The sequence below is a fragment of the Ramlibacter sp. 2FC genome (assembly GCF_005503345.1).
Lineage (GTDB): Bacteria > Pseudomonadota > Gammaproteobacteria > Burkholderiales > Burkholderiaceae_C > SCMQ01.
In genome coordinates this window covers 1-12,216 of record NZ_SCMM01000016.1, presented here as the reverse complement: position 1 = coordinate 12,216, position 12,216 = coordinate 1, and the positions used below count along the sequence as shown (strand labels likewise).

Below are 12,216 nucleotides of genomic sequence, written 5' to 3'. Positions count from 1 at the left end.
TGGTCTGGCTCGGCGGCGCTCCCGCCGCTGGCCGGTGGTTTCTTCTCGCGGACTCTCTTCGCTTCTACAGGCTGTGTCACGCCACGTGTGGCGCGCCACAGGTGTCGGTTTACGCCGGGTCGGTGACCAGGCGGTAGCCCCGGAACTGCTCGCGCAGCTTGGTCTTGAGCAGCTTGCCGGTGGCGGTGTGGGGCAGCTCATCGACGAAGACGACCTCGTCGGGCAGCCACCAGCGCGCCACGCGTTCCTTCATGAACTCCAACAGCTCGGTGGCGTCGACCTGCTCGCCGCTCTTGGGCACGACGATCAGCAGCGGGCGCTCCTGCCACTTGCTGTGGGGCAGGCCGATCACGGCGGCCTCACGCACCTTGGGATGGCCCACGGCCAGGTTTTCCAAGTCGATGGAGCTTATCCACTCGCCCCCCGACTTGATGACGTCCTTGCTGCGGTCGGTGATCTGAACGTAACCGTCGGGGTCGATCAGGGCCACGTCGCCGGTGCTGAACCAGCCCTGCGCGTCCAGCGCCGAACCGGCGGCGCTGCCGTAGTAGGCCGACAGCACCCAGGGGCCGCGCACGCGCAGCTCGCCCATCTGCTGGCCGTCGTGGGGCAAGGCCTGGCCTTCGGCGCCGAAGATCTCGACCTCGACGCCATAGATCGGCCGGCCCTGGCGGCACTGCACGTCGAAGCGTTCGTCCAACGGCAGGCCTCCGTGCTTGGGAAGCAGGTTGCCGATGGTGGCCAACGGGCTGGTTTCGGTCATGCCCCAGGCCTGGATCACGTAGACGCCAAGCAGTTGCTCGAAGCGTTCGATGATGGCGCGTGGTGCGGCCGAGCCGCCCACGACCACCCGCTTGAGCCGCAGTTCGGACAGGTCCAGGCTGGCGCGGTGCTGCTCGATGTACTGGAAAAAGCCCAGCCACACCGTGGGCACACCGAGCGAGAAGGTGCAGCCTTCGTCGCGCATGGTGGCGTAGAGCTTGTCGCCGCTCAGGTTCGAGCCCGGCAGCACCAGCTTGGCGCCACACATGGCCGAGGCGTAGGGCACGCCCCAGGCATTGACGTGGAACATGGGCACGGCCAGCAGCACGGCGTCGCGGGCGTTGAGGCCCAGGCCATCGGTGGCGCAGGCGGTGAAGGAGTGCAGCACCGTGGAGCGGTGGCTGTAGAGCACGCCCTTGGGGTGGCCGGTGGTGCCGCTGGTGTAGCACATCGAGGAGGCGGTGTTCTCGTCGAGCAGCGGCCACTGAAAGCCTGGGTCGCCCTGCTCCAGCAGGTCTTCGTAGCAGCACAGGCCGGGCAGCTCGAGCGCGGGCAGCTGGTCGGGGCGGCACAGCGCGACGAAGCGCTTCACCGTGGTCAGCTGCGGCGCGATCTGCGTCATGAGGCCGGCGAAGTCGAGGTCGAAGCAGACGATGCCGTCCTCGGCGTGGTTGAGGATGTAGGCGATCTGCTCGGGGAACAGGCGCGGGTTGACGGTGTGCAGCACTGCGCCCATGCCGGCCACGGCGTAGTACAGCTCGAGGTGGCGGTCGGTGTTCCAGGCCAGCGTGGCCACGCGGTCGCCCTGGGCCACGCCCAGCCCACCCAGTGCGCTGGCCAGGCGGCGGGCCCGCTGGTGCACGGTGCGCCAGTTGCTGCGGCGCTGCTCGCCGCCGTGCAAGGTGGAGACCACCTCCACGTCACCGTGGTTGGCGGCTGCGTGTTCGATGAGCCCGGAAATCAACAGGGGCTTTGACTGCATCAGTCCCAGCATGGTCGTGGTCCTTTTTGTCTCGTGTTCTGTTTATTTACAGGCCGGCAGGTAAATGAAAGTCGTCGCATCACCGGCCGGGTCCGTCGCGCATCAGCGCCTCAATCTTTTTGCCAACCCTTCATGTTCACGGCCCCCATCACGGTGTGTTGCAGGCCGCCGTCCACCATCAGGTCAACGCCGGTGATGTAGGCCGCGTCAGGCCCCATCAGGAACGCCACCGCGCCCGCCATGTCCTGCGGCAGTCCGATGCGGCGCAGCGGTACACGCGCCTCGCGCTGTGCGCGTGCCTCAGGCTCGCGGTAGGCCGGCGCCGTGCCCGGGGTCACCGTCATGCCGGGCGACACGCTGTTGACGCGTATGCCGTCCGGCCCCCATTCCACGGCCAGTTGGCGCGCCAGCATGATGGCGGCGGCCTTGCTGGGGCTGTAGGCGCCCAGGGGGGCGGTGGCGTGGCTGCCAGAGATCGAGGCCGTGATGACGAAGCTGCCGCCACTGGCTTTCAGGGCTGGGTGGCATGCGCGCGCCAACAGCCAGGGTGCCCGCACATGCAGGGCAAAGACCTTGTCCCAGTCTTCCACGCGGTAGTCGAGCAGGGCGCCGGGGATGGCGGCGCCGGCGTTGCTGGCCACGGCGTCCAGCCCGCCGAAGGCTTGCGCCGCCGCGGCGAGTGCGGCCGGGTAGTCGGGCTGCGACAAGTCGCCCGCCAGCACCACCGCCTCGCTGCCCTGGGCGCGTACCTCGTCGGCGAGTGCCTGCAGTTCATCGGCGTGCAGGTCGGCCAGCACCAGCCGGGCCCCGCCGCGCTGGGCGGCATCGGCCGCCAACCGAAGGGTGATGGCTCGCCCGATGCCGCGTGCCGCGCCTGTGACGATGGCTCGCATGGCGCTCAGCCGACCCGCTGTTGTTGGTCATCGCCCGTTTTGCACGAGCGAGCGGGTGGGTGTCCGTGGAACGGGGCGCCTTGCATCCTTGTCTCCTTGTAGTGGGCTCGTTGGCCCTTGAGACAAAGAATACCTGCCGGCTGGCAGGTAATCAAGTTAATATTCAACCATGCGATGCAATATCACGTATGAGTTTTCCTGGAGAATTTGGGCATGATCTCTCCCGTCAAATCGGCCGTGCGCGTGCTGGAAATCCTGGAGTATTTCAAGCGCGAGCAGGCCCCCCGCTCGCTGAAGGACCTCTGCACGGCGCTCAACTATCCGCAGTCGAGCTCGACTGTGCTGCTCAAGAACCTCACCGAGCTCGGATACCTGAGCTATGACCGGGCGACGCGCCTGTATTTTCCGACGCTGCGCGTCGGCGCCCTGGGCGACTGGATCAGCCATGCGCTGTTCGGCCAGGGCGAGATCTTCGAAATCATGCGCGATGCCCACAGCGCCACCGGCGAGACGGTGTCGATCGCGCTGCAGAACGATGTCTACATCCAGTACATACGGGTGGTCCAGTCGACCCACGCACTGCGCTTTCACACCGAGGAAGGCAGCATGCGGCCGCTCACGCTGTCGGCCACTGGCTGGCTGCTGATGTCCACCAAGGACGACAAGCATGTGGAAAAGCTGGTGCGGCGCGCCAACATCGCCACACCGCGCAAGGAAGACCGCCAGCCGCTGGAGCTGATGATGCAGCGCGTGGCGCAGGCGCGCGAGGAGGGCGCCGCCTACGCCGAGAACATTCCGCTGCTGGGGGGCGGCACGGTGTGTGTGCTGTTGCCGGTGACGGTGCAGGGCCGTCCGGTGGTGCTGGGCATGGGCGGCGCGGTCGAGCGCATAAGGCCCAACCGCGAGCGCTACACGGCACTGCTCAAGTCGCTGGCGGCCACCCTCAAGCCCTGAAGGGCTTCTGCGCCAGCAGATCGTAGATGGGGTCGGCCGGCATGCGGCCCCCGGTGGGCTGGCGCACTCCGAAGCGTTCGGCATCGCTGCCCGCCGGCAGCGGCAGCTGCCTGATCCAGTCGTAGGTGACGGTGCGCTGGGCAACGCGCCACTCGCCGTTGCGGCGCTCGAAGCGGTCAATGTAGCGGCCCGCCAGAAAGGTCTCCAGCGGCCTGCCCTGCGCGTCAACATCGCCTTGCAAGGCCTGGAAATAGCTCTCCACGGCCGCCACGTCGCCGCGCAGTTCGATCAGGATGTTGCCCAGCGTGTGCACCAGCCGGCCGCTGCCCTTGAGCTTGTCCAGGGCCCAGTCGATGAAGCCGCTGGCCGTGCCCTGGTAGGGGCCGTGGCGGTCTGTGGCGTCGGGCCAGTAGGCCGAGCGCAAGGCGGCTTCGTCGAGGCGGTCGATGCCACGGCAGTAGCGGTACAGGCACTCGCGTATGGCCTCACGGTCCAGCAGCGACTGGAGTTGGCGCAGGGCGTCTTCAGGCAATGTGTTCATGGGCGGGCTCCTGTTGCAGGGTGGTGGCGGGCGGGCGGGTGACGATGACGGCGTCCAGGCAGACCGCGCCCTGGGCGCGCACCACCAGCGGGTTGATGTCGACGCTGACCAGTTCCTCGCGGTGGGCCAGAGCAAACTCGGACAGCCGACACAGCGCGTCCACCAGCGCGGCTTCGTCGCATGGCGGGGCGCCGCGCCAGCCGCGCAGCAGCGCCGAGGAGCGCACGCGGTCGACCAGCGCCTGCGCGCGGGCGGGGTTCAGCGGTGCCGAGGCAAAGGCCACGTCCTTGAACAGCTCCACCGCGGTGCCGCCCGACCCGTACATCACCATGGGGCCGAAGGTCGGGTCCATGTGCACGCCCAGGATCACCTCGACCCCGCCCTTGAGCATGGGCGCGACCAGCACGCCTTCGATTCGGGCCTGCGGCACGGCCGCGCGCGCACGCGAGACCAGGGTGTCGAAGGCGGCGCGCACGGCGGCGGCGTCGGGCAGGTTGAGCAGCACGCCACCGACCTCGGTCTTGTGCGGGATATCGGGCGAGGAGATCTTGGCCACTACAGGAAAGCCCACGCCCTCGGCGGCGCGGACGGCCTCGTCGGCGTTGGCGCACAGACACTCGGGCAACATGGGCAACCCGGCCAGGGCCAGTGCCTTCTTGGCCGTGGCCTCGGTGTCCACCTGGCCCAAGGCCCGGCCCTGGCCCGTGTGGGTGACCGCCTGGTAGAGCATGCGGCGGCGCTCGGCCATGCGGGCCGCGGCGGCCACCGCCAGCACGGCGCGGCTGGGGTCCGCGAACACCGGCATGCGCATGGCCTCCAACCGTGCATTCACCTCGGGCGCCGAGAGCATCACCATCACGATGTCCTTGTCGGGGTGGCGCAGGCGCAGCGCCCCCAGCTCATCGAGGCTGGACGCGAAACGCTGCGGCGACAGGCCCACATGCGCGAGGTAGGCGAACACGGTGCCGTAGGGGCCGTGCGTGAGCATCGCGTCGAGCGTGCGCGGCACGCCGCCCTTGACCGAGGTCACCTGGGCGGTCATGTCCAGCGGGTTGGCGGCCACCGCAAAGGGCAGCAGCTCCAGCGTGGCCGCCACGGCTGCAGGGGGCAGCGGCGACATGCTCAGCCCGCTGTCGCCCGCGTGGTCGGCCATCAGCACGCCGATGCCGCCCGAGCCGGTGACGACGCCGATGTCGGCGTTGGGCGGCATGCGGCCGGTGGTGGCGCACAGGTAGGCGATGTCGAGCATCTCCTCGATCGAGGACGGCCGGTAGGCGCCGCATTCGGCGAACACGGCGTCGAACACGGCGTCGTCACCGGCCAGCGAGCCGGTGTGCGTGCTGGCCGCCGCCGCGCCCAGTTCGGTCCGGCCGACCTTCATCACCAGCACCGGCTTGCCCGCGACGGCTGCCTTGAGCAGGGCGGCACGCAGGCGATTGCCATCGCGGCAGGATTCGATGGCGGCGCAGATGACCTGGGTCTGCGGATCGTCGGCGAGGTAGGCAATGCATTCGGCCACGTCGACATCGGCCTCGTTGCCGGTGGCGATGATCTTGCTGAAGCCCAGTCCGCGCAGCGTGGCCATGCCGTAGGCGCAGGAGCCGAAGGCGCCGCTCTGCGTGGCCAGCGAGATCACCCCGGGGCGCGGCTGCAGGCCATTGAGGGCGGTGGAAAAGGTGGCGAAGAAGCGGGTATCTACGTTGAGCAGGCCCAGCGAGTTGGGGCCCACCATGCGCACGCCGGCCGCGCGGCACATCGCGAGCAGGCGGTCCTGCAGCGCCCGGCCTTCGGAACCCAGCTCGGCAAAGCCGGCGGTCAGCACCTGCACGCAGCGCACGCCCTTGCGGATGCAGTCACCGAGTGCGGCCTCGACGCCGGCGACCGGCACGGCGATGATGGCCTGGTCCACCGGGCCCGGGATGTCGAGCACGCTGCTGAAGGATGCCAGGCCCTGGATCTGCGCGCCGCTCTTGTTGACCGGGTAGATCGGTGCCGCGAAGCCCGACTCGATGAGGAAGCGCAGCGGGCGACCGCCGATGCGCTCGGGGTCGGACGAGGCGCCGATGATGGCGACCGACTGGGGAAAGAACAGGGGATGGAGGCTGTGCATGGTGGATGCCATGAGGTTCACGCCTGCACGGCCTCGGCCGCGCTGCGCTCGGCCAGCCAGTCCAGACACTGGGTCTTGTCACCGAACTGCAGGCTGTTCATAAGCACATGCGTGGCCAGGCGGGCCACCAGCGTTTCCTGCGACATGCCCATGCCGCCGTGCAGCTGGATGGCGGACTCGGCCATGGCCCGGCTCACGCCGATCAGGTAGAGCTTGGTCAGCGCCACGTCGCGCGAGTAGCCCTCGGGCGCGAGCAAGGTCTGCTCGATCAGCTGGCGCACCAGGCCGTGCGCGCTTTCGTAGGCCACGTACATGTCCACCACCCGGTGGCGCAGCGCCTGGAAGGTGGCCAGCAGCACGCCGAACTGCATGCGGGTGTTGAGGTATTCGATGGTCTGCTCGATCATGGCCCCGACCGCGCCCACGGACTGCACGCAGCTCAGCAAGGCGCCTGCCTGCTGGGCCAGCTCGACCGCGCCCGACACCGGCGCACCACGCTGCAGCACCTGCCCGTCGCCAGGCTTGAAGCCCTGGAATTCGACGTCGACGGTGACGCGGCCATCGACCCCTCGGTACAGGCGCGCCAGGGGCAGCACGTCGGCCATGGGCAGCAGTAGCAGGGCTGGCGTGGCGTCGGCGCCTTCGCGCACATTGAACAGCAGGTGGGTGGCCGGCTCGCTGAGGTCGGCGCCCGACAGGCGGCCCTGCAGGGTGCCGTCGGCGCGCAGCGCCAGCGCGCTGGCGGCACCGGGCACCAGGTGGCCGGTGTCCACCACCGGGCACACCGAGGCGTCGCCCGCGGCCATGGCTTCCAGCAAGGTGGCCACCACCGGCTGGTCAACCAGGCCGGACAGCAGCAGCGGCGCCACGGCGCAGCGGGCGATCACCGGCGCCACGATGGCCTGGCGGCCGAGCGCCTCGACGATGGCCGCGAGGTCGGCCAGCGTGCCACCCACGCCGCCGGCGTTTTCGTCGATGAGCACGCCCTGCCAGCCGAGGTCCAGCATCTGGCGCCACTCGGGGCTGCTTTGTGTGCCGCCCAGCGGTGCTTCGGTGGATCGGGGGCCGACGCTTTCGGCCAGCCGCAGGCTGGTGTCGTAGAGATCGCCCGGGAACATGGGGACAGAAGTAAAGGGCATGGTCAGGCTCCGAAAATGTCGCGGGCAATCACGTTCTTCTGCACCTCGCTGGTTCCGCCGGCGATGGTACGGGAACGGTAGAACAGGTAGGTGTGGATGAGCTGGCGTTCGATCTCCAGATCGTCGGCCCCGTTAGGGGCCGGCACCGCGGGCAGCAGGCGCGGTCCGAACTCGGGCGCGGAGAGGTCGTAGGCCAGGCTGGAGATCTGCTGCGACAGCTCGGAGCAGAACAGCTTGAGCGCCGAGGCCTTGGACGCCGCCAGCGTGCCGTTCATTTCCTCGCGGATGGCACTCAGCAGCATCTCGCGGGCGCCCTGCACCGCCGCTTGGGCGTAGTAGAGGCGCTCCAGCGCGCCATGCAGGCTGGCCGATGGGCCCGAGCGCTGCAGGCGAACCTGCAGCAGCTCGTTGACCTGGTCGAGCTGGCGCGCCAGGCGCGGTACCGTGGCCGGCGACAGGCGCTCGCGGTCGAGCAGGAACTTGGCGCATTTCCAGCCACCGCCTTCCTCGCCGATGCGGTTGGCCACCGGCACCCGCACGTTGTCGAGGAACACCTCGTTGACGTGGTGCCACTGGTCGATGGTGTGGATGGGTCGGATCTTGATGCCCGGGGTGTCCAGCGGCACCACCAGCAGCGTGATGCCGGACTGCTTGCGCGCGTCGACCGAGGTGCGCACCAGCGTGTACATCACGTCGGCCTCGTGGGCGTGCGAGGTCCAGATCTTCTGGCCGTTGATGACGTAGTCGTCGCCATCGCGCACCGCGCTGGTCTTGAGCGAGGCCAGGTCGGAGCCGGCCCCGGGCTCCGAGTAGCCCTGGCACCACCACTCGCTGCCGTCGAGAATGCGCGGCAGGTAGCGGGCCTTTTGCTCGGGCGTGCCGAAATGGATGATCACCGGTCCGATGTGGCCCAGGCCGTGGTGGTAAAGCGGCGGGCAGTCGAGCTCGGCGCTGACCTCCTCGAACAGGTAGCGCTGGCGCAGGTCCCAGCCAGTGCCGCCGTTCTCGCGTGTCCAGCCGGGCGCGCCCCAGCCCTGGGCATGCAGGCGGCGCTGCCATTCGGCGAATTCGGCGCGGCCCAGTTTCTGGTTGGAGCGCACCTTGTCGCGCAACTCGCGCGGGCAGTTGGCCTCCATGAAGCTGACCAGGTCCCGGCGGAAGATGTCGTAGAACTGCGGGCTGCGCACGGTCTCTGTCTGGCCGGCCTCGAGGATCGATGTGTGGGTGTTCATGGTGTGGCTTCAGTCGATGCGGATGTTGCGTTCGCGGATGATGGGACCCCAGTACGCCAGGTCGTGCTGGAGGTAGGCGACGAATTCGGGCTGCGTCATGACACGCGGGTCCACCCCGGCCTTGGACAGGCCCTCGCGCACCTCGCGGGTTTCGAGCACGGCGCGCACGTCGGCCTGCAGCTTCTGCTGCAGCGCCTGCGGCGTGGCGGTGGGCAAGAACATGCCGAACCAGCCACCGGCGGAGAACTTGGCCAGCGCCGGGATGCCTTGCTGGCTGATGGGCACCACGCCGGGCGCGCGCGCGTTGGGTGTCTGGCTGCCGATGCCCAGGGCCTTGAGCTTGCCGCTGGCCACATGGACCATGGTGGCAGGCGAGTCGAACAGCGCATCCACCTGCCCGCCCACCAGGTCGGTGATAGCCGGGCCGTTGCCGCGGTAGGGCACGTGCACGATCTGCAGGCCGACTTGGCCGGCGAACATCTCGGCCGCGATGTGCGGGCTGGAGGCATTGCCCGAGGACGCAAAGCTCAGCTTGCCGGGGTTGGCCTTGCCGTAGGCGATCAGCTCGGCCACGCTGTTGACCGGCAGGCGCGCGGACACATACAGGATGCTGGGCGACTCGGCCACCATGGCCAGGGGCGTCAATGCCTTGGGGTCGTAAGGCAGGTTCTTCACCATCAACTGGTTGCCTGTGTAGCCGAAGGCGGTCATCAGCAGCGTGTGGCCATCGCCCGGCGCGCGGGCTGCGGCCGCGGTGCCGATGACGGTACCCGCACCGGAGCGGTTGTCCACCAGCACGTTCTGGCCCCATTTCTCGGCCAGCGCCGGGGCCACGACGCGGGCCAGCACATCGGTCAGGCCGCCCGCCGCGTAGGGCACGATCAGGGTGACGGGTTTGGTGGGGAATGCGGACTGGGACTGCGCCAGGCTGGAGGCGCCGGCCGCCCACGCCAGCGTGCCCAGCAGGATGTTGCGGCGGCTTTGCAGGTGCATACGGGTCTCCTTCATGGGGAAAATGTGAGATTACTTTCCGACAGGTAAGTAATCGGGTGCGGCAGCTCGAGCCCGGCCTTCCGCAGGCGAATCAGCGTTTGGAGGCGGGGGCCTGCAGGCCGGGCAGCACGATGTCCAGGTACTGCTCGATCACCTGGCGTGGCGACAGCGGTCCCTTGGGCGAGTGCCAACGGCTCAGCTGGTTGATGGTCGACAACAGCAGGCGACCGGCGATGGCCGGATCGACCGGACGGAAGTCGCCGCTTTGGATGCCTTCGGCGATACAGGCGCGCAACAGCTTCTCGTACTCGTCGCGCTGGCCCACCGCGGCGGAGCGCGGCCCCGTGCCCTCAGCGTCCCAGAAAGCGTTGGAGCCGGCCACCCAGGCGTCGCGGGTGTGTTCAAACACGTCGGCCGAGGTCAGCATGAAGGCCCTGACCTTTTCCACCGGCCCAGCCGCCCGTGCCACCGACTCGCGCACAGCATCCACCAGCGCACGTGTCGATTCGAGAACGATCTGCTGGTAGAGGGCTTCCTTGTTGGGGAAGTGGTAGTAGAGCGCAGCCTTGGTGATCTGCGCCTCGTCGGCGATGTCGCGTAGCGAGGTGCCTTTGTAGCCCTGGCGGGCGAAAAGCCGGCAGGCGATTTCCAGCAGTTGCCCCTGACGGTCGTCCACCCGGATGCCGGGACTGCCGTTCTTGATGGACTTTTTGATCACTTCGGAGGTGGCCATGGTCGTCTCGCCTGTGCGTTGCGGCGCCGGCGCTAGCCTGCTGCGCCGCCCGTCCGGCGTTATATCAAAGTCCGTTGGATCAGCGGCCGACGTAGACCGGGGCGCGCTTTTCGAGGAAGGCCATCTGGGCTTCCAGCGCGTCCTGGGTCTTGGACAGCGCCACGGTGTTGCCCTGCTCGTACCGGTAGGCATCGCGCGTGGGCATCACCTCGGTCATGCGGGCGGCCTCCTTGGCCAGGCGCAGGGCGATAGGGCTCTTGGACGCCATTTCACGCGCGATCTCCATGGCGAAAGGCATCAGCTGGTCGGCAGGCAGGCAGGCCTCGACCAAGCCCAGGCGGTACAACTCCTGCGCACTGACCTTCATGCCGGTATAGAACATGCGCCGTGCGCGCGAACGGCCGAACACCTTTTGCAGGAAGGTCACGCCGCCCGCGAGGCCGACGTTGATCTCGGGCATCGACACGAAGGCCTCTTCGGATGCGACCCAGATGTCGGCGGCCATCACCAGGCCAAAGCCTGCACCCATGGCCGGGCCGTTGATGGCGGCGATCACTGGCTTGCTGCATTCCACCACTGCGTAGTAGCTCTCGCGCACCAGCCGATTGTGGCGGCCGTAGGCGCCGGGCGTGGCGCCCAGGTTTGGCCGCTCGCGGATGTCGGCGCCGGCCGAGAACACCTTGCCCGAACCGGTCAGCACCACCACCGAGACGTCGTCGCGGTCGGACAACATGTCGAACACGGCGGTGATGTCGGCGCGCAGCTCGGCGTTCTGGGCATTGACCGGGGGGCGGTTGAGGGTGACTGTAGCAATGCGCTGGTCGATTTCCAGCAGCAGGGTCTTGTATTCCATGTGGTCTCCTGGTTACCTGTTTGTCTGTCGTGGCCCGTGCCTGTGTCTGGCAGTGACCATACGGTTCCTGGCATGTGGCATGCCCCCTATCTTGTCATGGCGTGGGCTGGCATTCCCTTGACACATAGAATACTTGCCGGCTGGCAGGTAATCAACGGTTTATTTGACTGTGTGATGCAATATCACGTATGAGTTTTTCGAGTTCTTCCGGGGCTGGTAGATGCGGGCGTCGTGACGCCGGCGAAGGTCCGAGCATCGGCAGCACAGCGATGTTGACGATCACCCCAATCTGACCCGACCTGATTCAGCCCAACATCGCTGCACAAGCGCGCCGTGGTGGAGGCGTTCGACCAGTGTGTGCCCTATTCCGGCGCACGCGCCTTCATGGCCGAACCGTCCAGGGTCCTGTGCGTCATGAACCGCCCCGGGTTTCGTGGAGGCCCGTTGGTTTAAGTCAGGCCACCACCGTGGCGGCTTGACTGGCGAGATGCCCTGATCGACCAGATGGAGTTGAAAGTTGCGCAGGTCCTCCCCGCTGGAGGTGTCCGGCGGACGGCCAAGGTAGGCGGCGAGCCGGCGCACGGCTCGGATGTAGGCAGTATGCGTTTTGGGCGAGAGCCTACGCATTCGCATATCTTCGATCATGCGTTGGCGCAACGGCGAGACCGTCTGATGGGGGCGTTCATGACTGCGCTCCTGTCGTGAACGAGGCCGATTGCTTCGGTTCACAACATCGGCACGCGCGCCAGTGCTGTCAACCAAGCACCCAGGCTCGGAGACTATCGCGCTTTAGTCCGATGGCCGATGCGGCGCATCGGCGGACGTCCGCTCTGAAGCAGCGCGAGTGACCGGTGGGGGGCGGTCGCGACTTCGAAGGTCCAGTTATCGGACGGACGGCCGAACGTCTCTTGATGGCCGTTATGTCGAGCTCTCCATAACGGCCATTATGAGAAGGCCCCAGTTATGAGAAGTTGGGAGTTGGCGAGCGCGCAGACTGCCTCGTACACAGGCCGTCCGACGCGCT

Annotated in this window: 10 protein-coding genes and 1 pseudogene; 1 reads left to right on the top strand and 10 read right to left on the bottom strand. The window is 67.9% G+C overall.

Annotation, left to right across the window (positions count from 1 at the left end):
• Positions 1-109 precede the first annotated feature (109 nt).
• Complete coding sequence (locus FFS10_RS09010) at positions 110-1,756, bottom strand: long-chain fatty acid--CoA ligase (RefSeq protein WP_137893732.1); 1,647 nt, start codon at positions 1,754-1,756, stop codon at positions 110-112.
• A 98-nt stretch (positions 1,757-1,854) separates the two neighbouring features.
• Positions 1,855-2,637 carry an SDR family NAD(P)-dependent oxidoreductase gene (locus FFS10_RS09005; protein WP_137893730.1) on the bottom strand — a complete coding sequence of 261 codons (783 nt, stop codon included), beginning with the start codon at positions 2,635-2,637 and terminating at the stop codon, positions 1,855-1,857.
• A 213-nt stretch (positions 2,638-2,850) separates the two neighbouring features.
• Here FFS10_RS09005 and FFS10_RS09000 point away from each other — a divergent pair, with 213 nt between their 5' ends.
• Positions 2,851-3,591, top strand: a complete 741-nt coding sequence (locus tag FFS10_RS09000; RefSeq protein ID WP_137893727.1) for an IclR family transcriptional regulator — start codon at positions 2,851-2,853, stop codon at positions 3,589-3,591.
• On the opposite strand, the gene FFS10_RS08995 is transcribed toward FFS10_RS09000, so the two are convergent.
• From FFS10_RS08995 to FFS10_RS23450, 8 genes and pseudogenes are all read right to left on the bottom strand, one after another.
• Positions 3,581-4,132 carry a nuclear transport factor 2 family protein gene (locus FFS10_RS08995; protein WP_137893725.1) on the bottom strand — a complete coding sequence of 184 codons (552 nt, stop codon included), beginning with the start codon at positions 4,130-4,132 and terminating at the stop codon, positions 3,581-3,583. The genes FFS10_RS09000 and FFS10_RS08995 overlap by 11 nt on opposite strands.
• Positions 4,116-6,254 (bottom strand): acetate--CoA ligase family protein, encoded by a 2,139-nt coding sequence (locus FFS10_RS08990; protein WP_249931221.1) that lies wholly within the window; start codon positions 6,252-6,254, stop codon positions 4,116-4,118. The genes FFS10_RS08995 and FFS10_RS08990 overlap by 17 nt, the downstream gene beginning before the upstream one ends.
• Before the next feature lie 5 nt (positions 6,255-6,259).
• Positions 6,260-7,381 (bottom strand): acyl-CoA dehydrogenase family protein, encoded by a 1,122-nt coding sequence (locus tag FFS10_RS08985; protein WP_137893723.1) that lies wholly within the window; start codon positions 7,379-7,381, stop codon positions 6,260-6,262.
• A gap of 2 nt (positions 7,382-7,383) precedes the next feature.
• Entirely contained in the window at positions 7,384-8,613 is a 1,230-nt protein-coding gene (locus FFS10_RS08980) for an acyl-CoA dehydrogenase family protein (RefSeq protein ID WP_137893721.1), read from the bottom strand.
• 9 nt (positions 8,614-8,622) lie between these two features.
• Complete coding sequence (locus FFS10_RS08975) at positions 8,623-9,606, bottom strand: Bug family tripartite tricarboxylate transporter substrate binding protein (protein ID WP_171016122.1); 984 nt, start codon at positions 9,604-9,606, stop codon at positions 8,623-8,625.
• A 91-nt stretch (positions 9,607-9,697) separates the two neighbouring features.
• Positions 9,698-10,339, bottom strand: a complete 642-nt coding sequence (locus FFS10_RS08970; RefSeq protein ID WP_171016123.1) for a TetR/AcrR family transcriptional regulator — start codon at positions 10,337-10,339, stop codon at positions 9,698-9,700.
• A 79-nt stretch (positions 10,340-10,418) separates the two neighbouring features.
• Positions 10,419-11,192: an enoyl-CoA hydratase/isomerase family protein gene (locus FFS10_RS08965; protein WP_137893715.1), complete on the bottom strand. Its 774-nt coding sequence runs from the start codon at positions 11,190-11,192 to the stop codon at positions 10,419-10,421.
• Positions 11,193-11,669: 477 nt separating this feature from the next.
• Positions 11,670-11,837, bottom strand: a pseudogene (locus FFS10_RS23450) (phage integrase N-terminal SAM-like domain-containing protein); the annotation flags it as partial.
• Between the last annotated feature and the right edge of the window lie 379 nt (positions 11,838-12,216).